The organism is Sorangium sp. So ce693 (genome assembly GCF_051521375.1).
In the GTDB taxonomy this organism is placed as follows: domain Bacteria; phylum Myxococcota_A; class Polyangia; order Polyangiales; family Polyangiaceae; genus Sorangium; species Sorangium atrum.
On record NZ_CP150347.1, the window covers coordinates 9,719,436 to 9,743,227 of the forward strand.

The following is a 23,792-nucleotide window of genomic DNA, read 5'->3' on the forward strand; positions in this document are numbered from 1 at the left end:
GGATGGGTGTTGTGACGCTGCTTCCGGCGCTCGCCGCGTGCGGTGAGAGCTCGGGGGCCGGGGCGGCCGGCGGGGGGGGCGCCGGTCAGGCCGCGTCGACGGGCGCCGAGGCGTCCACGGGGAGCGGAGCGGGCGGCGCGAGCGGCAGCACGAGCGGCAGCGGAGCCGGCGCGGGTGGAACGTCCGCGAGCACCGGCGGCGCGGGCGCGGGCGGCGCGGGCACGGGCGGGAGCGGAGGCGACGGGACGCCGGGCGCGCCCCAGGGCTTCATCCTCGGCGCGGACATCTCCTGGGTGCAGGAGCGCGAGGCCGGAGGCAAGGTGTTCCGCGACATCGACCCGCGGACGGGTGAGCTCGTCGAGAAGGACATCCTCGAGATCCTGAAGGCGCACGGGTTCAACTGGATCCGCTTGCGCCTGTTCAATGACCCCACGGCGGTGTACGCCGACGCGGCCGTCGACGACGACCCCTACTCGCCAGAGGGCTTCTGCGATCTCGAGCACACGATCGAGATGGCGCGGCGCGTGAAGCGAGCGAACATGGGTTTCCTGCTCGACTTTCACTACAGCGACGTGTGGGCCGACCCCGACGATCAACACAAGCCCGTCGCCTGGACCGATCTCGAGGGCGACGCGCTGGCGAGCGCCATGCGCGAGTTCACGCGGGACGCGATCGAGCAGCTGAGCGCCGCCGGCGCGCGGCCGGATATGGTCCAGATCGGCAACGAGATCCCGCAGGGGCTGCTGTGGCCTGACGGCTTCGTCACCGGGCAGGCGTTCCAGGGGCTGGGCTCGCTCCTGAAGGCCGGGATCCAGGGCGTCAAGGACGCCGACGACACGATCACCGTCATGCTGCACCTCGACCGCTGCGACGACAACGCGGCGACGCGCTGGTGGGTCGACGGCGTGCGCGGGCAGGGCGTCAAGTTCGATGTGCTCGGCCAGTCCTGTTACACCGAGTACCAGGGGCCGCCCTCGGGGTGGAAGGCGAACTTCGATGATCTCGTGAAGCGCTATCCCGACCTGAAGTTCGCGGTGGCGGAGTATTCGTGGGAGAAGCGCGCCGCCAACGACCTGATGTTCAACCTCCCGGACAAGCGCGGGCTCGGCACCTTCATCTGGGAGCCGACCGAGTGGCACGAGCGCATCTTCTCGCCGAGCGGAGATGTCATCGAGAGCATGATCGCGCCCTACGATCAGATGAAGGTCGACTACCAGGACTTCTAAAGCGAGCTCGTCCCGGACGACCGCGGCGTTCATCGCTGACCGCGGGTTCGTCCCGATGCTGATCCAGCTCGCGCGCAAGACCGGGCGCTCCGGGTACATCGGTGACGGCGAGAACCGGTGGCCCGCGGTGCACCGGCTCGACCCCGCGCGGCTGCTCGTCCTCGCGCTCGACGCCCCGCGTCGAGCGCGCTCACGCAGGCGCGGTTCCGCTCGCCAGCGGGCCACCGTGCGCACGCTGAGCCCGAGCGCACGGCAGGCACGAGCTCCCGCAGGCCGTGGAGTGATGGCGGCGTCTTTCGATGCATGGGTTAAAGTCGTTGATATGGCATCGATTTTTCATGCGGGTGTGCCAGATCACAGCGACGAATGCGCTGCCGACCGGGGCAACGTCCCGCAGTTGGCGCTTGACGTTTCGGAAGGCTTTGGATTTCCTTCTCTCTGCGTTGGTTCATCGAGTTCTCGTCGTTAGGCCAGAGCGCGCCGCCGACCCCTCTCGCTCGGAAGGCGCCAGGGCTGGCACTGGGCGCCAGGAGGAGAGCGGGAGGCGACGGGGGCGCAGCGGGTGAGCGGCTCCCGGCAGGGGGGTCGCGAAGCGCTGTGGTTCCTTCAGCCATCAGGGGGAGCGCCGTTCTCGAGCACACGCAGAACCAGCCTCGGCCGATGAAAGCGAGCGGGACGCAAATCAATGAACCGAAACAGTCAAGCGCACCTCGGTGAGGACGCTTATCAGATCACGGAAACCGTGGCGGTATTGCCGCGCAGCATCTGGCGGCGCGCGCGCCGCGCGACCTCCGGCGCGAGCGCCTTGCTGCACTCGCTCCGGCACGCAGTCGCTCAGCCGCGCCGGGTCTTGGAGCTCGAGCTGCAGATGTGGCGTCGAATCGGCACGCTCGCGATCGACGACGACGTGTGCGAGGTAGACGGCGAGCTTTCCCTCATCATGGAGGACTTCGGAGGCACACCGCTCGAGATTCCCGCGAAGGGTCTGGAGGTCGGAACGTGCCTGGAGCTCGCGCTCGGCATGTCTCGCTTGCTGCATCGCTTGCACGAGCAGGGGCTGCTTCATCAGGATGTGAGCCATAAGAGCTTTCTGGTCAATCTCGAGACTCGACGTGTCGAGTTTGCCGATCTCCTGGCAGTCTCCGAGGACGCGGCAGTCGACACCGCTTGCGAACCCGCGCGCTCACTCTCCCACGTCGCGCCAGAGCGGACGGGCCGCCTCAACCGCCGCCCCGATCACCGAGCAGACTACTATTCTCTAGGCGTCACGCTCTTCCAGATGCTGACGGGCCAGCTGCCGTTCGCGGCGAGCGATGCCATCGGCTGGGCTCACGCGCACGTGTCCAAGCGCGCTCCGCTCGTCACGGAGTTGTCGCCCGACATGCCGCCAGTCCTCGCACAGCTCGTGTCCAAGCTGCTCGCGAAGAATCCTGACGAGCGCTACCAGAGCGATCACGGGCTGCTGAGCGACCTGACCACGCTCTATGAGAGCTTCCGGCGAACGCAGACCCTCCCTGCTGTGGTCCTGGGGGTGAATGACGTTTCCAGTCAATTCATGGTCAGCCGAGACGTGCAAGGACGTGACGCCGAGCTGTCGGCGCTGGGAGGCGCCCTCCACGACGTGTGCTCCGGCAAGAGGCTGCTCGTGCTCATGCCAGGAGCCGCGGGCGCCGGAAAGTCCGCCGTACTCGCGGAGTTCCTGCAACAGCACGGCGGAGCGCCGGCGCGACTGCTGTCGACGGCGTTCGAAGAGCGAGCTCAGGCAGTGCCGCTGTCTGGATTGGCGCAGGTGCTACGACGCCTGGCAGGGGACCTGCTGTCGCTCTCCGAAGCCGAGCTGACGGAGCTGCGGCAGCGCGTGACCGCAGCTCTGGGGCACAACGCAGGCATGATGACCGAGCTGGTGCCGGCGCTCTCCTGCGTCACCGGTCCCTCCACGTCCATCGTCGCGTTGAATCCCATCGAGGCGCAGCGCAGGTTGCAGCATGTCTTCCTCTCCTTCATCCGTATCTTCGCCACGCCGGAGCGTCCCCTCGCCTTCGTCCTCGACGATTCTCAGTGGCTCGACGCCGCCTCTGCCGAGGTGCTGTCTGCCATTTTGACGAATCCCGACTCGAGTCACGTGATGGTGCTGGCCGCGCTCCGCGGCGGTGATGTCAGTGACGTACCGACGCTCCTGAACATGCAGAGAGCGTTGCACCGGGCGAAGAGGGTCGTGCTGACATTGCCGCTCGGACCGCTGTCCTCCGAGGCGGTCGCGGAGATCGTGGCTCGCTCGCTGCGCGCGCCTGTCGCTGAAGCCCGCGGGCTCGCGGAGATCGTGAGGCGCAAGACCGATGGTAACCCGTTCTTCATCGGTCAGCTGCTCGTTTCCTTGCATCGACAGGGCATCCTGCGCCTGGAGGTCGAGCGCGGCCGATGGTCCGCTGACTTGCAGCGCGCGGAGGCGCACCCCGCTTGCGACAATGTCGGCGCGTTGATGGCGGAGCGCCTCGAGGACCTCGGCCCCGACGCGGCGAGGCTGCTGTCCGCCGCAGCATGCTTCGGCATGCATTTCGATCTGCAGACCCTGTCGGAGGCCGTGGGCAGGCCGCCCGCGGCCTGTCTTGAGCTCCTTCGGGAGGGGCTGGCCCATCGTCTCCTGTCCGAGGTCTCCGTCGAGGCTCGGGCGGAGCCGTCAGCGCCTGGCCGGAGCTACGAGCCTGCATCGTACGCGTTCGAACACTCGCGCGTGCAGCAGGCCGCGCTCTCGCGCGCCAGCGACGCGGAGCGTGTGGCAGCTCATGGTTGCATCGGACGGATCCTGCGCGAGCGCCTGCGGGGCGATCGCGCGCCGAGTCGACTCTTCGATGTGCTTCATCATTTGAACGCCGCTCGCGGCGCGATCCATGACCGAGAAGAGCACCTCGACCTCGTGGAGCTCAACCTGACCGCGAGTCACCAGGCGCTTCAGAGCGGCGCGTGGAGCATCGCGGGAGCCCACGCCGAGATCGCCGTCGAGCTGCTGGTCAGGTGCGAGAGCGAATGTTCGCCGGATCTGGCCTTTCGAGCGATCTTCGCGCGCGCCGAGACAGCGTTCGTGCTGGCTGATCCGCATGTCGAAGCGCTCTGCGAGGAGGCGTTCAGGCTCGCCCCCGACCTCCTGGCGCGCGGCCGAGTTCATGTCTTGAAGACCCGGATCCTCGAGCACGGCGGGCGAATGCTGGACGCCGTGGTCCAGGTACGCGCAGCCCTGGCCGAGTTCGGCGTGCGCTTGCCGGAAGCGCCCGACGAGATCAACCAGGGCATCGGTGAGGGTATCGGCAAGCTGCAAGCGCACTTGGCGCGCGTGACGATCGAGGGCCTGGCGGCTCTTCCGACGGCAGAGGACGCAGCGTCGCGCTTGGTCCTCGAATTGCTGGCGCAGGTGATTCCCCCGGCGTTTCAGACCTATCCGCCCTTGTTCTTCCTGGCGGAGCTCATCATGTTCGACCTGGCGCTATGCCGCGGCGTCGACGCGGTCTCGTGCAAGAACTTCGCTGACTGCGGCATCATCCTCCTCGCGATGCTGGGCGACTACGATGCCGCCTATCGCATCGGCCTGGCTGCCTTCGAGCTCTTGAAGCGCTTCTCGCCGACCCCGGTCGAATCGGGCGTGTGCTTCGTGTTCGCGGGCTTCCTTGCGCACTGGAAGGCGACTTACCGAGATCTGTTCGCGGTTTACGACCGGGGGGAGAAGAGCGGGCTCATGCTCGGCGACCTGCAGCACGTCGCCTACGCCAAGAACGATCGCGCCCAGCGCTCGTTCTTGGTCGGTGCGCGGCTGCGGGCCTGCCGCGAGCAGGTAGCGGAGCTGCGGCGCTACCTGACGCACATTTCGGCGGCAGGTCAGCTGGTCAATGCGCTCGTCGTCGAGCGAGCCGTCGCTCGATTGACGGCACGCGAATCGGAGAAGCAGGCCGTCGCCGCGGCCGACCACGAAGCGACCGCCGTGGTGGTTGCCGAGAAGAGCACCCAGTACTCGTACGCCTACGGGCAAGCCCAGATGATGACGAGCTTCATCCTGGGCGACTTCGCTTCGGCGCGTCAGTGGATGGAGTTCACCCGGGAGTTCTTGATCATCGCGGCGGGGCAGTTCTCGCTTCCCGATTACAAGCTCTTCGAAGGGCTGCTGGCGGCGAGGGCGTGCCGCGAAGGAGGCCCGGAGGCGCGGGAGGCCCTGCTCGCTGTCATCGAGGAGAATCTGAAGCAGCTCGAGGCCTGGTCCCGTCTGTGCTCGGAGAACTTCGCTCACAAGGCTCACTTCCTGTCCGCCGAGCACGCGCGCCTGACGGGGCAGCCGCTGCAAGTCGTGCTCGCCCGCTACCGCGACGCGATCAGGACGGCCGGAGACGGGTTCATCCACTTGCGGGCGCTCGCCCACGAGCACCAGGCCCAGATGTGGCTATCGCTGGACGAGCCCCTTCACGCCAGGACATGCTTCGAGACGGCTTACCGGCTCTACGCTGACTGGGGCGCCACGGCGAAGCTCGAATTGCTAGCGCGTGAGCACCCCGCTTTGCTCGCGGATACCGTGAGAGGAGACATCGCGACAGCACGCGGCGCGATGGCGGCCGGCCAGGGTTTCGACAGCGCGTCCCTGCTCAAGGCAACGCAGAGCATCTTCGTCGAGGTCGAGACCGAGCGGCTGTTCGCCGCGCTGATGGCCACGTTGATCGAGAACGCCGGGGCAGAGCACGGCTGCCTCGTCTTGCAAGACGACACCGATCGCGCGTACTACGTGGAGGCGCGCGCCCACGTGGAGCGCCCGATTACGCGCCTTTCGCAGCGCGTGGAGTACTCGGAAGCCGATTTTTTGTGCCCCACCGTCGTCAGCTACGTGCTGCGCACGGGAGAGGCCGTCACGCTGGACGACGCAGCGAAGGCCGGCGCCTTCCAGGCGGACCCGCAAATTCGAAAGAGGGGCGTACGTTCGGTGCTGTGCGCTCCCATCATGCGCAAGGGCGACGTCCTGGGCGCGCTGTACGTGGAGAACAACGTCAGCGCGTATGCTTTCACGCTCGATCGACTGGCTGCGTTGCAGGTGATTGCCAGCCAGGCAGCGATCTCGATTTACAACGCACAGCTCTACGAGAGCCTGGAGCGACGCGTGGCCCAGCGCACCGAGGAGCTGGCGCTCAAGAACGGTCAAATCGCTTCGATGCTCGACAATCTGGACGAGGGCGTCTTCACCATCGGCCGGAACCGGCGTGTCGAACCGGGATACTCTCGACGATTGGCGGACATCCTCGGCAATGCCGAGCTGGTCGGTCGCGACTGCCTCGCGCTGCTGTTTGATGGCTCCAACGTCCGACCGGACGCGCGGAGCGCGGCAGAGGCCGCGCTCAGCTGTGCCTTCGGTCAAGAGCAGTGGCTGGCGGAGCTGAACACCCATCACCTGATCCGTGAAGTGGAGCGTACGGGTCCCGGCGGCAAACCCCAGTTCCTGGAGATATCCTGGAACTTCATCGAGTCGGAAGCGGGCCAGGTGGAGCGCATGCTGGTCACGGTTCGCGACGTGACCTTGCTGCGTAGCTTGAGGCAAGCGGCGCGCAACAAGGAGCGCGAGGTCGACATGATGGTGCAGGCGCTCGATTGCGGCGTCGAGGCCACACGCGCCTTCTGCGCCGACTGTCGCGAGCTGCTCGCCGCGAATCGCGCGGCGCTCGGGCCGCACGTCGAGAGCTCCGAGCAGCTCTGGGGTGCCGCCTTGCGCAACCTGCACACGCTGAAAGGCAACGCTCGCCTGCACGGCTTCACGCACCTGGTGGACTGCCTGCACTCTGCGGAGCACGCCTGCCAGGCGTTGCGCCGGGAGCCAGGGCGACCGAGCGACAGGCACGAGCTGCTGGAGCGATTGGACGCCGTCGAGCGGACGGTCGCGGAGTACGAGTCGGTTTGCCAGCAAAGGCTGACGGCCGTGATCAAGAGGCTGGATGAACGGAGCGAGGGTGTCCTTCACGACATCCGGGGCCTTGTCGCGACGGCCGCTCCCACCGGCGCGGCCGAGGAGCTCGCGCGCAAGCTGCGTGGAGTCCTCGCGCGCCTCGACCCTACGTCGGTGGCGCGCTTGGTCGACGAGACGCGCGAGATGTTGCCGAGCTTGGCCGCGGAGCTCGGGAAGCCCGCGCCCGCGGTGCTCACGGAGCAGGCCGAGGCGCAGCTGGCCAGCGACTGGACGGGACTCGTGAAAGACATCCTGGTTCAGTGCTTTCGCAACTCCCTCTATCACGGCATCGAGAGGCCCGACGTGCGAGAGCTCGCCGGCAAGCCGGCGCAGGGCCGCATCGAGGTTCGGATGCGGAGCGGACCGAGCGCGATCGAGCTGCAGATCTTCGACGATGGCAGGGGACTGTCGCTCGCGAAGCTGCGTCGGCGGGCGGGCGTTCATGCGCTGCCCGATGAAGCCCTGGCCGACCAGATCTTCCTGTCCGGCGTCTCGACCGCAGAGACGATCGGTCAAGTAGCCGGTCGAGGTGTCGGGCTCGACATCGTGCGCGCGAGCCTCCGGGCTCGCGGCGGTGACGCCCTGGTGCGCTTCACCGGCGAGGAGCGCGATGGCCACCGGCCGTTCATGCTGGTCCTCCTTATGCCGAAGAGCGCGCTCGCCTCCCGCTCCCGAGCGGCGTCCGACCCGGCTCGGTGACCCCTTGACACGGTGCCGTTCGATCACGCCCGCTGGCGTGCACCCGCGCCGTCGAGGTCGAGCCCGGCTTTGATGCTGGGAGCCAGGAGCAGCGGGAACGGTGGAAGGATTCTGGTGAACGGCGCCTCTTGCCCGGGTGCGTGAGCGCCTACGACTCGCCGCGACCGCGCCTCGGGCCCGAGGGAGCACCAGGCTCGTGGGGCCCGTCCGGAGCGCCGCGTCAAGCGTCAACAGGAGCGGACGCCTCGGCCGGCCGCCGCTGCGCACCCTTCGGGCTTGAGGACATCTGCGCGCAGTCCATTTTGATTGACGCCAGATATGTGAGCGTTCACATTTGGCGCAGGGTATTCTTTCGGCTTGCCCTGGATAGGTGCGTCATGCGCACCGGCCGTTCTCCTTATGCGCGTTCACGGTGGCGGTCGGGCTGCTGGCTCCCGTCGAGGCGCATGCAGGGGGAGGAAGCAGCAGTTGGACCCTGCTGGGATGACATAGCAAGGCACACTTGCCCTCTGGATGGGCAACGATTCGAGGATTTCAAGGGCGCGTCGGCAGCTGGATCAGCTTACGTTCGAGGCAAAAATCATGCGTGAGAGTCACGATTTCACCATTCGTCACGTCAGGCTGCTGGTGGCCGCATCACTCACGGGGTTCGCTGGGTTGGTTGCTTGTTCGTCGGATGGAACGAGCCCCAACCTGGCTGGCGGCGAAAGCTCGGCTGGCGGCAGCGCAACCGGCGGAGCCGACGCCACTGCAGGAGCCGGAGGAGCGGTAGAGGCCGGTGGCGGCGGCAGCGCCGGCGCGATGGCCGGTGGCGGAGCGGACGGCGGCGGCGGCGGCGGCGGCGGCGGCGAGGTTCCAGACGAGACCGGGACGCGGCAAGCGGCGTACTACGTGTCGCCTTCCGGTAGCGACGACAATCCAGGCACGGCCAGCGCGCCCTTCAAGACGGTCGCCAAGGCGCGCGACGTCGTCCGCACCGTCAACGCCGGTATGACCGGCGACATCTACGTTTACCTCCGAGCTGGCACGTACAGCCTCACCGACGCCATCGCCTTCGCGCCGTCGGACTCGGGCACGAATGGCCATCGCATCTACTATCAGGCTTACCCCGGGGAAACGCCCGTTTTGAACGGCGCGACGAAGGTGACCGGATGGACGCCGGACACGGGCAATATCTACAAGGCCAAGCTGGACCGAACGACGAAGCTGCGCAACCTGTACGTGAACGATGCTCGTGCCCTGATGACGAGCAAGCGGGTCACGTCGCGCGGAGGTGTCGGGACGTACGGCGTGACGGCCGGGCAGCACAGCTGGGCTTGGGCGACCGGCAGCGGCAGTGACGGCGCCAAGTACGACCTCAACGCGGTGCCTGCCATCGCCAGCAACAAAGACGACCTCGAGATCGTGAACGGCACCACTTGGAACGAGAATATCGTTTGCGTTCGTGATGTCACCACCACGCCAGACAACTTCCGCGCGCTGCTCTTTCAACAGCCCTACGGCACCATTGCGCAAACCCCCGGTTGGAATTCGGGCTTCAGTGTTTCTGGTTCCCACACGATATACAACGCGCGTGAGTTCTTGGACTCACCCGGTCAGTTTTACTTCGACAAGACGACCGGGACCCTCTACTACTACCCGCGGCAGAGCGAAGACATGGCTCAAGCCGACGTGCAGGCGCCGATCGCAGAAAAGCTGATCGACATCGTCGGCGCCTCCAGCGCTAACCGCGTCAAGAACCTTACCTTCCAGGGCATCACCTTCGCCAACACCGACTACAACTTATACAGCGTGGACGGGTCGCGCGGCAAAGCGACGGTACAGGGCGCCACCATCTACGTTGCTTACGGCGACGGCAACTGGCACAACAGCAAATACGAAATCATCGACACGCTTCCCGGGATGATCACGGTCAACAACGCCGACTCGATCAACTTCATCGGCAACGTGGTGAAGCACAGCGGCAATGAGGGCATTTCCTTCATCAACGACGTCGTAAATTCCAGCATCGTCGGCAACTACATCACCGACATCGCCGGCAGCGGCATCACGGTCGGCCACCCGCAGCACCTGTACGTGGGCGACACCGGCCCGCACCAAAAGTTCGGCTCGGGTGTCGAAGGCATCTGTAAGAACGACACCATCAGCAACAACCTGCTGTACGACGTGAGCTCACTGCCGGGCTTCGGTGGCCATTCGGGCATCACCGCGTTCTTCGTCGATGGCCTGAAGATAACCTACAACCACATCCAGAAGACGGCCTACAACGGCATCAACCTGGGCTGGGGCTGGCGGAACTTCCCCGACTCGACCACCTGCAAAGACAATGCGATCAACAACAATCGCTTCATCGATACCTTGAGCAGGCTACACGACAGCGGCGCGGTCTACACGCTAGGTCAGATGCCGGGCACGACCATCAACGAAAACTACGTCAAGGGCATTCCGCCCGCGACGAGCGGCCCCACGTACGGCCTGCACAACGACGAGGGCAGCGCGTACATCACGCAGAACGACAACGTGCTCGACATCGACCCCGGCGTAAAATACACGATCAACTGCGAGGATTTCGGGGCCAAGCACCATCTCACCATCCTGAGGACGTACGCCACCGTGAACAAGATGGGCATCAACCCGCCCGATAGCAGAATCGACCCGCCGGTCGCGGTTCCGGACAACATGTGGCCGGCAGCGCAATACGAAATTTGCCTGAGCTCCGGCATCCAGGAAGAGCACCGGGGCATCATCCCCAGCAGACTGCTCGCGGTTCAAGACTACGTGTTCCCGGCGAGCGCCTCGGTGGCATCCGGCACCAAGACGATCAAGATCAGGAGCACCGGCGCGGCGGCCAACGCCGTCTGGCTCGCGCCGGCCGGCACCGGCACGTTCACAGAGGGCGCGACGATGACGAAGGCGGCGGGGGACGCTACGTCCATCGCCGTGCCGGCCAGCGCCGGAACGTACAAGCTGCATGTGGTCGATGCGCAGGGCGAAAAGCTCGGTGAATCGGCGGCGCAACTGCGGGTGCGCTGACGTGCCGCGGTGGGCGCTACAGCAGCGGCGCCCACCTTGAAACCTATCCCAGCAGGAGCACCTGGGCTCTTGGGAGACGATGAGGAGGCGCGCGATCGACCAGGCGTTCTTCTTGACGCGCGCCTCGGCCGCCACGTCGACCCGCGGCGCCTCGGCGCCCTCGGTCACGGCGGCTCGCATCTGCATCTGTCGCGCGCGCCCGCCCGGGGTATGCTGGCCGGCGTCGTGGACTGGGATGACGTGCGCCATTTTCTCGCGCTCGCTCGAACGGGCTCCGTCCGCGCGGCGGGCTCGATGCTCGGCGTGAGCCACTCGACCGTGGCGCGGCGGGTCGAGGCCCTCGAGGCGCGGCTCTGCGTGAAGCTGTTCGACCGGCACCGCGACGGGTACCAGCTGACGGACGCGGGCAACGAGATGGTCTCGGGGGCGGAGCGCGTCGAGCGGGAGATGGCCGCGCTGGAGCGCGGCATCGCCGGGCAAGACGCGCGGCTCGAGGGGCCCGTGCGGGTGACCTGCACCGACCCGTTCATCGCGAAGATCCTCCTCCGCGCCCTGGCCGGCCTCTGCGAGCAGCATCCCGGCATCGAGCTCGAGCTGGATGCCGACGCCAAGAACCTGGATCTGTCGAAGCGCGAGGCCGACGTCGCGGTGCGCGCGCTCTCGCCCGGCGCGTCCCCGCCGGAGCACCTGATCGGGCGGCGGCTCGCCCCCATCACCCTCTGCAGCTACGTCGCGACCGCGCACGCTGCCCGGCTCGACCCCGAGCGCGGCGCGCGCCCCGCGCGCTGGCTCGGATCCAGCGTGCACAGGATCGTCAAGGAGCTCGTCGCGTCGTCGAGCTATCCCGAGGTTCCGATCTGGGGCACGTTCGAGTCGATGGCGATCATGGTGGAGGCCGCGCACGCGGGCCTCGGCTTCGTGATGTTGCCCACCTACGCCGGCGATCCGGAGCCCGGGCTGCAGCGGCTCGCGAGGCCGGACCTGCGCCACGTCGCCGATTTCTGGCTCCTCAGCCACCGCGACCTCCGGGACAACGCGCGCCTGCGGGCCGCGCGCGAGGGCATCACCGCGGCGATGGCGGAGCGCGCGGCGCTGTTTCGCGGCGAGGCCGAGGGGTGGCGCGAAACTGCGCCCCTGCGTCACGAAACTGCACCGGGCGCAGCCGCGCCGCGCGCGTAGATTCATCGACCACCATGACCACCATGACCGCCGACGCCAAGTTCTGGGACGACCTCGCCGAGAAGTACGCCGCCAAGCCGGTGGCGAACGTCGCGGCCTTCGAGCGCAAGAAGGCCATCACCCGCGAGCGCCTGCGCCCGGCCTCGACGGTCCTCGAGATCGGCTGCGGCACGGGCTCGCTCGCCCTGGAGATGTCGCAGTTTGCGGGCCACATCCACGCGATGGACGTCTCTGGCGAGATGATCCGCATCGCCAACCAGAAGAAGCAGTCCCAAGGCGCGACCAACGTCACCTTCCGCCAGGGCACGCTGGACGGACCTACCCCGTACGAGCCCGAGCACTTCGACAGCGCCTGGGCTTACTCCATCCTCCACCTCGTCCCCGATCGGAGGCGCACCCTCAAGACGATCTTCGACCTCCTCAAGCCGGGCGGCTCGTTCATCTCGTCGAATGTCTGTCTCGGCAGCACCTGGCTACCTTACGGCGCGATCATCACGGTGATGCGCTGGTTCGGGAAGGCGCCGTTCGTCTACACCTACGATCGCGAGACGATCCTCCGCGAGATGCGCGAGGCAGGGTTCGTCGAGATCGAGGAGAGGGACGTTGGTGCTGGGAAGATGGTTGCGTTCCTCGTGGCGAAGAAGCCGGGGTAGGACGCAGCTCGCTGCGACCGACCCTCATGCGGCCAGCCAACCCTGGTTCCGATTCGAGATCGGATGCTCCCCGCGGCGCTCGGCCACGGGGCACGGGGATGCGGGAGCAACGATAGCGGCAAAATCCGGGTCAGAACCGCGACCGGAATCGGCGCGATCCCGTGCCAGCATAGTTCGTCAAGCTCTCCGTAAAGCACCGATGAGCTTGGGGGACAGTCCCCTACAATCCACGTCACTTCATGTCGATTTCGCGAGGCCTCGTTGCTCGTCGAATTCTTGCTCCGACCCGCTTTTCACTCGGCAGGTCTGCTAGCACACGACATTCATTCGCTGGAGCCGATCGTCTCCGGGCGAAGCACGGCGAGCAGGTGGCAGGGCGGCGGGGGCGTACCGTGCTCGCGACGGCTCGCCCCCTCGACGCGTGGAAGCCCATGAAGGCGTCCCGAGCCTGTGGACCGGCCCGGGCGCTCGCATCCACGTCGACCCGTGTCCGCTCGTGGAGAACACCGATGTTCAACCTCACCCATCATCGCCTCTCGCTGCTGACCTTGCTCGGCGTGCTGGCCGCGCCAGCGCTCGCCTGCGAAGCCCCGCGCGAGGGCGGCCTCGCGGGGGACCTCGCCCAGGCCGAGCTCGACGTCGAGGACGATGTCGGCGCGCTGGCCGCTGCCGAGGTCGCCGTGGCGGACTATTTCATCGCGACCCATCCTGACTACCGAAAATGCGTCGCGCCGATCTGCGGCGGCCATTTCGTCGCTCGCGTCAACACCAGCGTGACCCGCTGCGCCGATGGGACTTGGCAAGAAGAATGCCACATGTTCGAGCTGGATCTGTCCGGGCTCGGCCTCGACCGCTCGACCGAGGCCAAAGCAAGAGAGGCGTTCGGCGCCGGGCAGGCGCTGGTCCGCGGCGGCCTGAAGCAGGTCGCGCTCGGCGACCTGCGGTCGCGGCCGGCTGACGTCCTCGTCGCCAGCGAGATCTGGCTCGGGGCGACGGGCAATACGCCGAAGGGCCACTTTTCTCGGGTCGACAGCACCGGGATCGTGTGCGTGACGTATCCCTGTCCCTCCTTCTCCGAGCATGGCCTGAACACCGACCTGAGCGGTCCGCTCGACGGCGTCGATCTGTCCGCCTCCGGGGCCACGGCGAAGCAGGTCGAAGGCGGCATGAAGGCGCTCTCCACGGCCGGTCTGCTCGTCGCCGGCCAGCATGCGATCGTCACCGGTCCGGCAGGCTCGATGAACCGCCTCGACGCGGCGGAGTTCTACCTGCGCCTGAAGTGATGATGCCGGGCCTCTCATGTCTGCCCGTGCCCGCCCGGATCCAGGGCCGGCGCGCCCGCGCCCGATAGCACTGTTTCACCTCTCGAACGCCGCCGTTCCAGCCCGCTGTCTGGTGTCGCCCACCGTGTCGCCGCATACTCTGGACATGATCCTGGCGCGGTGGCGGGGCGGCTCGGATGCGCCTGCCTCCGGACCTCCGGCTGCAGCGGGCTCATCTTGTGGCCCGCCGGTGCAGGGGCATCACGAAGGATGGAACCTGGCCTCGCGCTTGGCTTGGAAGTTAACCCAACAGCATAGCATAGCGGCAAACGAATGAAACACATCTATCACTTGACGGCCATGCGCGTCCTGCTCTGCGGCCTCGTCGCCGGAGGCGTCTCGCTGAGCGCACCCGCTCAAGCTCAGACGGCATTCGGAGTCTACGAAGGAGAAGCTTGCCCCGCAGGATACACGCCGTTGACCCCGCTCGACGCCTTCTGGACGTTTCTAGCCCGCTGCGATGAGCTCCCCTATTCAGGGGTCTTTCGTATCGCGGACGGGTCATCGATAGACGGCCCGTGGAACAACTGCCAGCAGCACGCCAACGACACCCGCGAGCTGGAATACACGCTCTGCAAGCCCAACTACCAGCTCTTTGACATCGACGGGACCACCTTTGCGGTGGTGAGAGGCGGAGAGCAGTGCCTGGAAGGCTTCGAGCACGTGGATTTCGCTACGGCCTCCGCCTACTCGGATGAGATATGCACTCACGTCGGGTACTGGGGGATCGCGAGGATCGGCGGAGGGGGCTCCATCGACGGCGTAGGTTACGGTTGCGGCATCCGCGCGACCGACTCTCGCGAGCTCGGTGATGCCATCTGCGTAGAAATCGAGTGAAGAGACGCCGGCGGAGCCCACGGCTCGCAGCGGTTCGCCACCGCAGATTCGCCCTTCAAGCTCATCTCACGTCGCCCGCGCGTCCCGCCCGCCCAGGCAGACGGCCACGTAATCGGCGACCATCCTCTCCAGCGAGAACCGCTCCCGCGCGCGCTCCCACCCCGCCGCCCCCATGCGCGCCCGCTGCTCGACTTCCCTCGATCTGCCGGGTGCCGCAACAAGGACTTACCATCATACGCTCGATGGCTCGACGAGCGTGGGATAAAGGCGCCGGAGCACGCTCTGGAAGCGCGCATCTTCCAGGCCGTTGAGGTGGCTCTCACGCAGCTGGACGAACCTATCATAGTCGCCATCACGGAACGCCTGGTATGCGTCGTAGCTGATGACGTGGCTGGCGAGAAATTTGCTGGGCGGTCGCTCGTCCGACTGGAGGAGCCTTCGCAGGGTACCAATGGATTCTGGGCGAACCAAGACGCGTGCGCCGGGGCTTCCGGAGACCGCCGGCCTCTTGGCCTGCGCCGAGGTGATGAGCTGTGTCATCACACGGTTCCGGTACTCCGCGAGGAGCCTGCTGCCATGCACTCGCGTCACTTCTTCCGAGGGCGCGGAAGGAGCCCGCGGTCTGTACTCGGCCATCAGCAAGGCCACCCCACGCGCGCGCGCGTGACGAAAGTCGAAGCGCGGCAGCGGACGCTTGGTTGGCGCGTTGCCGTGTGGCTGCGCGAGCATCTGGCCGCTGGCCAAAGCGCGAACGTCGTCGAGGAGCTGCGAGAACCGGGACTCGCTCATCTGCCGCTGGAACATCTCGGTGTAGGTGGTGAACCAGAGCCAGTCACGAAGGCGTTCGAGCACGTCCTCATCCGGTTCATTCCGCTCTCGGAACGCCGCCGCGAGGAGGACGATCTGCGCAGTGTAAGGGACCAGGGCCGGAGCCCTGATCAAACACTTCGATTTGAGGAATCGCGCGGCGTGACGCAGATGGGCCTCGACCTCCCCCAGGACGTTAGGCTGTCTTTTGAGCGCCTTACCGACAGCCTCAGAGTCATCATCGTAGACGGCTACTCCGAGCGCGATCTTGCAAACGCGAAGAATAGTCTGGTCGTCGACCTCGTCCCATCCGAACTCGGCAAGAGATCCCTGTTTCATCTCCTGCAGACGATCGAGCAGATCGAACCTCGAGGACCATGTGAGCGCGTTCACCATATGAACTTCGCTCATCGTTACGTGCTGGCTGTTCACGCGCTGGAACGTCCGCGTGACAAGCTCGATGCTCTCTGACGTGACCGGGACAGTGGGGAATTTGTACTGACGAAAAGTGTCGGCGACCTCATCGGACAGGCTCACTAGGGCGTCCGCGTCGGCGTATAGCTCGTGTCCCCTCTTTCCCATACGCCTCTGGCCAACCAGATTTCGCTGAAATTTGACCAGTCGCGACCCCTGAAGCATGTCGGTGAGCGGGAGATGGTGTGGAAGCACCGTTCCAAGGTCCTCTCGCGTCACAAACTTTTTGGCGCGCAGATCGTAGTAGACCTGAAACGCTTCCGAACGTTCATCCGTCTCTTCGCTGTCTTCGTCGGACTGCCTGGCGCCGATGAGCGCGAAGTACAGCGTCGTGAGCCTTTGCTCCCCATCGAGCAGATATTGGCGTACAGGCGCGTTCCTGTCAGCGTTGGGCAAGAAGAACGGGCCAAGGCGGTCTTTGACGGACATCTCGCCGGAGCGCGTTCGCCAGAGCATGACCGTGCCGATCGGAATGCCTTCCAGAATGCTGTCCAGCAGCGCAAGCCTCATCTCTTTGGGCCACACGAGCGGACGCTGAAACTTGGGGATTACAATTTGTCCACTGCCGATCTCTTCAAGCACCTGCGGCAGGTATCGGATTTGCGGTTCGCTGTAGAACCCGGCCAATGACTCTCGTACGGGCATGACTCCCTCACCGGATCCGCTCGACGATTTCCCGAGCAAATTTCTGCACGCGAGCCACGACTGCCGCGCGCTCCAGATCGTGAAAATGGACGTAATCATCTCGGTACAGATTGGCGATATGCACATCCAATCCATAACGCAGCAGCCGGCGCGTCTCGCCAGAGATGGCAGCGAATAACTCGCCTGCCCGATGGGCGTTCGGCAGGTCCTTCTCGAAGCCCTCCTTCATGTTGTAGTGTGCGCGCTGGTCGTCCCGGAGCGCGAAGAGCGCCTCCACCTGCGCCCTGCGGTCGAGCCGCGCTCGGCCCTGCGCCAACTGGCACCACCGATCGAGCGCGGCACGTGGCAGATAGTTTTCGATTGCCCGTCGCTCGAGCTGGTGGTGGTGCACGTCGGGATAGCACAGGTCCCGGATGGCGCGCGACTTGGGGCTCGGTTCTCCTGGCTGCATCGCATCGCTGTCGAAAATCGCCGAGCAGCGCATCCGGGCAGCGACCTGCCTCCGAATCTCCTTCACCCTCTTCTCAAGCTCGCCGAGCCCGCCGCAGTGCTCCGCCTCGATCCACTCGCGGGAAATACGCTCTTCCAGGAATTCACGCGTCGCGCGATCGCACATGCTCAGGAGGAAGGCGCGGTCTGTGATGCCGTTCTCCACGAGGAGTCGATAGGGACGCTGGAGGAGATCGATGGCGTCGCCGAAGGTCAGCGTTGGGCTCGGGTAGGACCACGTCGACTGCCCGTGCGCTGTGACCCAGACCTCGTGATAGGATGGCTCCAGCGCGTTCAGACGAAGACCATCCCCGACAACGCGTTCCCAGTCGCCGCGCGTCGCCTCGTCCAGTCCAGCGAGCCAGGCCGTGTACGCCGGTGCTTGGTCGTCGAGCACGACGATCCTGTGCCGCCGGGTCGCACCGAGCCAGAGCAGCACCATCAGATCCGCGGTGGAGGTTCCAGCGAAGACCTCCGCTTCGATCAGCACCATCACGACCGCACACTCCGCTGGGCCAGGAAGAGCTCGCGCGCCGTCTTGACGTCCTCGGAGAAGACCCCCGCTGGCCAGTCTTTCGGTCGCCCCCGAGCATCCAGGACGATGGCCCGGCAGTCGGACTCACCATTGTCCAGGGTCTCGAGCCAGAGGATGGAAACATCCTCGGGCTTGAGCTCACCTCGTGCGACCAGCAGTTGCACGAAGAGGAGCAGGTTCTCTGAGTGGGTCTCGATCAAGAGCCTCGGGCGCGACGGCGCCTTGATCACCTCACCGAAGAACTCGGCCAGCGCCCGCTCAGCCCGCGGGTGGAGGTGCATCTCCGGCTGCTCAATGGCGAGAACGGCGCCTGGGGGGAGATCGCCCACGGCGGCCATCGCGCCAAGCACGAGCACCGGCAGGACCTGACTGACCCCCTCGCCGACATCGACGATCGAGATCCGCAGCGGCGCCCCTTCGACGGGCTCGAGCTCGATGGCGAACTCTTCTCCGCTGTCGCGAACGTCGATGGCTTGACCGAACATCTTGCGCAACACCGCCGAGACGCGGGGCAGGATGATTTTCCTGCCGCGCGCGTCATAGGCGAGCTTTGCCGCCGCCTCTTTACCACTGCTCCCGAGCCGCACCGGCTCGCCCTGGTAAACACCGCGACGCTCGGGCGCTGTGCGTACCGCGCCCAGCCAGTGCACCGACTCCTGCAATGACTCCAATCGCTGCCAGCACTGGCCGAGCACCACTCGGACATCACCGGGAACGGAAGATGCGGCGCCTGGGCCCGAGAGCACAGGCCGGAGGTCTTTGAACGAGAGCGTGACGGTCAGCAGCGGGCTACCAGGAGCCGTGATCTCGTACCGGCCCGGCTCTCCGGGAACATCGATGGCATGGAGGAGCTCGGCACCGTCCGCGCCGCGGGCGAAGAACTCGCTGACCAGGTGTCGCTTGTCGTCCTCGCGCAGCGAGATCTCAATGGCACGCACCGGCTGCTCGTCGTCATCCCAGGTCAGACCGAAGACGAGCCTGTTGCGCGATGAGAGCCGCGTCGCGATATCCGCGTATGTCGGCTCGCGCATGCCCTCGGCCTTGAGCGCCAGCGGGCCCACGTTCGCGCCGCCGGACGACGCGGACAAGAGGGGCAGCGCCCGCACGAGCGCGCTCTTGCCAGCGCTGTTGTAACCGAAGAGGAGCGTCAACGGACGCAGCTCCACGAGCGTGCGCCGGACGAACGAACGGTAGCCTTCGACGCTGAACGAGGTGAGCGACACGCAGCGACCTTACCACGGGGACGCCTTCCGTCCGCCCAGGCACACGCCCACGTAGTCGGCGACCATCCTCTCCAGCGAGAACCGCTCCCGCGCGCGCTCCCACCCCGCCGCCCCCATGCGCGCCCGCCGCGCCGGATCGGCGCCGAGCTCCGCGAGCGCCGCGGCGAGCGCCTCCGCGTCGCCCGGGGGCACCAGCCGGCCCGTCACGCCGTCGTCCACCTGCTCGGACATGCCGCCGACCGCGGTGGCCACCACCGGCAGCCCCTCGGCCATCGCCTCCAGCGACGCGTTCGGGCACCCAGCGGGCTCGGCGATCAGCGCGAACACGTCGAGCTCTCGCAGGAACGCGCGCGTGTCGGCGAGCTCGCCGACCCACTCGACCGGCAGCCCCGCCGCCATCCGCCGCAGCTCCTCGGCGTGCGCCTCGGCGCCGCGCTCCACGCCGCCCGCGATGCGCAGCACGTGCGGCGGCAAGCGCGGCGCCGCGAGGCGCAGCGCCGCGAGGAGCTCGTCGAGCTTCTTGTGCGGGTGGATCCGCGCCGCTGTCCCGATCGCGAGCAGCGCGCGCCCGCCGCCGGACGCGTGCGAATCGGGCGACGTCGAGCGCGGCGCCGCAACCGGGCGCGGGCCGAGCGCGACGCCGTTCGGCACGACGTGCGCCGGCGCCCCGAGCACCTCGGCGGCGAGCGCCGCCTCGGCCCCGTACTTGACGATCACCCCGGCGAGGCGAGCGCCGTAGTCGCGCGGCGCGCGGTAGGGCAGCCCGCGGCGCGGCGACGCGAAATACCGGCGCAGCGAGGCGAAGTACATCTCGCCCGGGCTGACGTCGAAGAGCGGGACGTCGAGCAGCCCGTCGGCCAGGAGCACCTTGTGCTCGGCGATCACGTTCCACATCAGCACGGCCTCGGGCGGGTCCTCCTCGATCGCGCGCAGCAGCCGCTCCACCGCCTCGGCCGGCTCGATGTCGGCCGGCGGAGGCACCACGAGCACCGGGATGCCCGCGGCCTCGAGCGCGCGCCGCCCCGGCGTCGGGTACTCCGGCTGCTCCTCGATCACGGCCGCCCGGCCGCGCACGCCGGCCGCCGCGAGGCCGAGCAGCAGCCGGCGCGCGCTCGACTGGGCCCCGCCCATCGAGAAGTTGTTCGTGACGAGGAGCAGCCCGTCGCCCCGGCGCAGGCCGCGGTTCCGCGCGATCGCCCGCGGGTAGAGCCGCGCGTAGCCCTCGGCCATCCGCGCGAGGCTGAAGTGCCGCGCCACGACCTCCCGGCCGCTCGGCGGCCCCACGCCGGCGCGCGCCTCCGCCGCGACCTCCCGGCCGCCTGTCGACGGGTCGCGCGCATTGCCCGCGGCGCCGGCGCGCGCCGCGGCCACGATCGCCCCGGCGAACCGCTCGGGCGCGGCGTCGAGCGGCAGGTGGACCATCGCCGGCGTCTCGGCCGCGATCTCCGCGGTGCCGCCGGCGCCGGTCGCGACGACCGGGAGGCCCGCCGCGAGCGCCTCCAGGTGCGCGAGGCTCAGCCCCTCGTGGGCGCTCGGCGACACGAGGACGTCGGCCGCCGCGAGCAGGCCGGCGACGTCGCCGACCGCCCCCGCGAAGCGCACCTCGGCGCGCAGGCCGAGCCGGTCGACCTCGCGTCGGATCTCCGCCTCCGCGGCCAGCGCCTGCTCGCTGCCGGGCGAGGCGCTCCCGGCGATGACGAGCCGAGCCGCCCGCGGATCGCCGGCCGCCGCCAGCGCGGCTCGCGTGGCCGCAAGGATTCCAGGCAGCAGGTGCAGCCGCTTCTGCGGCCGCGGGTTCGCCACGGCGAGCAGCACGAGGTCGTCCGGCGCGATCTCGAGGCGCCGCCGCCACGCCGCGGCCTCCGCCGACCCGGACCGGCGCACCGCCTCCGCCGACCCGACGCGGTGCGCCTCCGCCGCCTCGGACCGGCGCGCCGCCTCCGCAGGCGCGAGGTCGATGCCGTTCCAGACCGTGCGCGCCGGGATCGGCAGCGCGCGCTCCGCGAGCTCCGCCTCGACCGCGCGCGCGCACGCGACGAGCAGCGCCGCGTCGTCCGGAGCGAGGCGCTCCAGGCCCGCCGGCCAGCCCGCAGCCACGTTGTGCACCGTGACGAGCGGCCGGAACCCGCGCGCGGACAGCCGCGCGAGATCCTCGGCGTCGAGCAGGTGCGCGTGCGCGAGATCCGCGCCCCACGCGGCGAGCCCGCGGGCGAGCGCGTCGAAGCGCGCCTCCCGATCGCCGCGCGCATCGGACAGATCCAGCGCGCCCGGCGGCGCGGCGAACGTGGCGCGGGTCGGCCGGTACACCGCACAGACGAGCGAGCGCACGCCGCGCCGCAGCAGCTCCCTGGCGAGGTCGATCGCGATCCGCTCGGCGCCCCCCTGCTGCAAGCTGGTCACCACCTGCGCGACCCGCGGCGCCGCGTCGTCGCACACGTCGAGCGGCGCGTGCCGCACCACGCGCGCCCGCCGCGCCCCGAGCTCGCCCTGGAGCGCGGCGTCGAGCGGCTCGCCCGCGCGGAGCCGCGCCGCGACGCCCGCGGCGAGCGCCCCGTCGAGGTACACGCTCGCCGCGCGGGGTAGCCCCGGAGCGCGGCGGGCGCGCGCGGCGCGGCTCAGCTCGCCGCCCGTGGCGCGCAGCAGCTCGGCCCACGCCGTGGCGTCGGCCCACGCCGTGGCGTCGGAGCGCGCAGGGACGATCGCCGGCAGATCGATCGGCGCAAGGACGGCGCCGAGCGCGCAGAGCGGTAGCCCGGTGTCGCTCGGCGGCGGGAACGGCTCCGGCTCGAGCGCGGCGGAGGGCGCAGGCCAGGCGCCCCCACGCACGAGCCACACCGGCCCCGCCGCGAGCTCCTCCGCCGCGGCCGCGAGCGGCGCCGCCGTGAGGTCGACCGGCGCGAGCCCGGCGAGCCGGAGCGCGCGCAGCGTGCGGCCGGCGCGGGCGCGGTGCGCGGGCGCCTCGGCGAAGACGGCGCAGAGCGGGCGGCGCATGCGGGACATGCGAAACATGCGCGATCGAGCGGCGCGGCTCAGTAGGCCGACGGATAGCCGCGGAACGGCGCGGCGGCGGCCACGTCGGGCGCGCTCGAGATGCGGTCCCTCGAGCGTCGACCCGCGGCGCCCACGGCCGCGCGCGGCGCGGCGGACGGCGCCGCGGCCCACCCGGCCGCGCGCGGCGCTGCCCACGCGGCCGCGCCGATCTGCTCCACCTCCACCGCGGAAGGGACGCCGCCCGTGTAGACGAACTGCCCGCGCGGGCCCGGCTCGATCGGGACCGACGCGCGCCGCATCGCGCCCTTCACGAGGCAGCGGTAGTGGAGCACCGACCCGTGCAGGTGCGGGGGCGCGTGCAGCCAGAAGCCGTCGCCCTGCGGCCGGAACGTCACGCCGGGCGACCCCCCGGCCATGGGCCTGCGGCCGACCGCGCGGTGCACGAGCAGGCCGATGAGGCCGACGACGGCGCTGGCCAGGACGACGCCGCCGCCGACGAACCCCACCATCGCCGCGGTCGACCAGGAGCTCGAGCGAGGCGCCTGCGCGGTCGCCGCCGGCGGCGGGGTCGGCCCGGGCGCGACGGCAGGCGCGCTCGCCGAGAGCGCGGCGACCACGCGGAAGCCGTTGTCCGCGTTGCGGCTGCCGGGGTCGTTGCGGTACCGCGCCGCGGCGCGCAGGTGCCTCGCGTCCTTGAGCCACGACCCGCCGCGCAGCAGGCGCCGGGGCTTGTCGCCGGCCGGGGGCGCCGTCTGCTCGGGGTCGACCGCCGGCCCGGGCGCATAGGGGCCGTACCAGTCGCGACACCACTCGTAGACATTGCCGCTCATGTCGTGCAGGCCGAAGGCGTTCGGCTGCTTCTGCCCGACAGGCCTCGTCCCGCTCCCCGCGTTGGCCTTGAACCACCCGATGGCGGCCGCGGCGCTGTCGTTGTCCCCCGCATAGAACCGCGTCTGGGTCCCCGCGCGGTCGGCGTACTCCCATTGCGCCTCCGTCGGCAGGTCGAAGGCGCGGCCGGTCTTCTGCGTCAGCCAGCGGGTGAACTCGCCCGCGTCCTTGAAGGTCACCAGCGTCACCGGGTGCACGTCGGTCTGCGGGAAGCCGGGAGTCCTCCAGGTGAACTCCTTGCGCTGCGAGAGGCCCTTGCCGTCGAACCCGAACCCGCCGGAGGCGCCGACCTCGGCCTCCGTGCGGTAGCCGGTCTCCGCGGCGAAGCGCGCGTACTGCCCGACCGTGACCGGAAACTTCCCCAGGTAGAAGTCGCGGCCGAGGGTCACGTCCCGGACCGCCTCATCGTCGCCGCGCCCGGCCTCCGCGGGCGGCGAGCCCTGGCGGAAGCGCCCCGCCTTCACCAGCACGAGCTCGAGCTGCACCCCGCCGAGGTCGATCGCGACGGCCGGGGCCGGGTCCGCGGCCCGCGCCGAGGCCGGGGCGAGGAAGGCGACGGCCGCCCCGAGGACGATCGCAGGAGGGAGGCCGCAGGCGGTGGCGCGAGGCTGCACGGGCCCACGCTACCAGAGAGCGCGGCCGAGGTGCGCGCAGCGACGCGAGCGGCGTAAGCGCGCAAGCGACCGAACGGCGGAGGACGCCGGGATCGCCCTCGCCCCGCCGGAAGAGCGGGCGCGCCGGCGCGCCCCTACCTCGCTGCCTTGCGCCACGCTCGCGACATCACACTTATCAAAACGTCTTTACAGTTCTTCACTCAACACATGAT

General features: G+C 68.5%; 12 protein-coding genes and 1 pseudogene. 8 read left to right on the plus strand and 5 right to left on the minus strand.

Annotated features, from left to right (window positions below; all coding sequences use genetic code 11):
* Window positions 1-2: 2 nt before the first annotated feature.
* The 8 genes and pseudogenes from WMF14_RS36330 (at window position 3) to WMF14_RS36365 (ending at window position 14,914) form a co-directional block, all read left to right on the plus strand.
* A complete protein-coding gene (locus WMF14_RS36330) occupies window positions 3-1,226 on the plus strand; it encodes a glycosyl hydrolase 53 family protein (RefSeq protein ID WP_437793701.1) in 1,224 nt (407 codons plus the stop codon).
* 37 nt (window positions 1,227-1,263) lie between these two features.
* A pseudogene (locus WMF14_RS36335) lies at window positions 1,264-1,414 on the plus strand (3-beta hydroxysteroid dehydrogenase); the annotation flags it as partial.
* 497 nt (window positions 1,415-1,911) lie between these two features.
* Entirely contained in the window at window positions 1,912-7,890 is a 5,979-nt protein-coding gene (locus WMF14_RS36340; protein ID WP_437793704.1) for an AAA family ATPase, read from the plus strand.
* A 582-nt stretch (window positions 7,891-8,472) separates the two neighbouring features.
* Window positions 8,473-10,923 (plus strand): right-handed parallel beta-helix repeat-containing protein, encoded by a 2,451-nt coding sequence (locus tag WMF14_RS36345; RefSeq protein ID WP_437793707.1) that lies wholly within the window; start codon window positions 8,473-8,475, stop codon window positions 10,921-10,923.
* A gap of 69 nt (window positions 10,924-10,992) precedes the next feature.
* Complete coding sequence (locus WMF14_RS36350; RefSeq protein WP_437793709.1) at window positions 10,993-12,102, plus strand: LysR family transcriptional regulator; 1,110 nt, start codon at window positions 10,993-10,995, stop codon at window positions 12,100-12,102.
* Window positions 12,103-12,116: 14 nt separating this feature from the next.
* Window positions 12,117-12,755 (plus strand): class I SAM-dependent methyltransferase, encoded by a 639-nt coding sequence (locus WMF14_RS36355; RefSeq protein ID WP_437793712.1) that lies wholly within the window; start codon window positions 12,117-12,119, stop codon window positions 12,753-12,755.
* Between the two features lie 509 nt (window positions 12,756-13,264).
* On the plus strand, window positions 13,265-14,038 hold the full coding sequence (locus WMF14_RS36360; RefSeq protein WP_437793713.1) for a DUF6748 domain-containing protein: 774 nt from the start codon (window positions 13,265-13,267) through the stop codon (window positions 14,036-14,038).
* A gap of 312 nt (window positions 14,039-14,350) precedes the next feature.
* Window positions 14,351-14,914, plus strand: a complete 564-nt coding sequence (locus WMF14_RS36365) for a hypothetical protein (protein WP_437793715.1) — start codon at window positions 14,351-14,353, stop codon at window positions 14,912-14,914.
* A gap of 231 nt (window positions 14,915-15,145) precedes the next feature.
* Here WMF14_RS36365 and WMF14_RS36370 read toward each other — a convergent pair whose 3' ends face one another.
* From WMF14_RS36370 to WMF14_RS36390, 5 genes are read right to left on the minus strand one after another with little or no spacing between them, the layout of a single operon-like run.
* The gene (locus WMF14_RS36370) at window positions 15,146-16,822 is read right to left on the minus strand and encodes a DUF262 domain-containing protein (protein ID WP_437793718.1); all 1,677 of its coding nucleotides are present in this window, start codon (window positions 16,820-16,822) and stop codon (window positions 15,146-15,148) included.
* Between the two features lie 25 nt (window positions 16,823-16,847).
* Window positions 16,848-17,825, minus strand: coding sequence for a hypothetical protein (locus WMF14_RS36375; protein WP_437793721.1), 978 nt, complete (start codon window positions 17,823-17,825; stop codon window positions 16,848-16,850).
* On the minus strand, window positions 17,822-19,087 hold the full coding sequence (locus WMF14_RS36380) for an AAA family ATPase (RefSeq protein WP_437793724.1): 1,266 nt from the start codon (window positions 19,085-19,087) through the stop codon (window positions 17,822-17,824). The genes WMF14_RS36375 and WMF14_RS36380 overlap by 4 nt, the downstream gene beginning before the upstream one ends.
* A gap of 9 nt (window positions 19,088-19,096) precedes the next feature.
* Window positions 19,097-22,087, minus strand: a complete 2,991-nt coding sequence (locus WMF14_RS36385) for a glycosyltransferase (RefSeq protein WP_437793727.1) — start codon at window positions 22,085-22,087, stop codon at window positions 19,097-19,099.
* A 29-nt stretch (window positions 22,088-22,116) separates the two neighbouring features.
* On the minus strand, window positions 22,117-23,580 hold the full coding sequence (locus WMF14_RS36390) for a formylglycine-generating enzyme family protein (protein WP_437793730.1): 1,464 nt from the start codon (window positions 23,578-23,580) through the stop codon (window positions 22,117-22,119).
* Window positions 23,581-23,792: the final 212 nt, after the last annotated feature.

Bases quoted from the DNA above. Each gene is read 5' to 3' on its own strand.
- WMF14_RS36330 (WP_437793701.1), top strand. From the start codon at position 3: ATGGGTGTTGTGACGCTGCTTCCGGCGCTCGCCGCGTGCGGTGAGAGC.
- WMF14_RS36340 (WP_437793704.1), top strand. From the start codon at position 1,912: ATGAACCGAAACAGTCAAGCGCACCTCGGTGAGGACGCTTATCAGATC.
- WMF14_RS36345 (WP_437793707.1), top strand. From the start codon at position 8,473: ATGCGTGAGAGTCACGATTTCACCATTCGTCACGTCAGGCTGCTGGTG.
- WMF14_RS36355 (WP_437793712.1), top strand. From the start codon at position 12,117: ATGACCACCATGACCGCCGACGCCAAGTTCTGGGACGACCTCGCCGAG.
- WMF14_RS36360 (WP_437793713.1), top strand. From the start codon at position 13,265: ATGTTCAACCTCACCCATCATCGCCTCTCGCTGCTGACCTTGCTCGGC.
- WMF14_RS36365 (WP_437793715.1), top strand. From the start codon at position 14,351: ATGAAACACATCTATCACTTGACGGCCATGCGCGTCCTGCTCTGCGGC.
- WMF14_RS36385 (WP_437793727.1), bottom strand. From the start codon at position 22,087: ATGTCCCGCATGCGCCGCCCGCTCTGCGCCGTCTTCGCCGAGGCGCCC.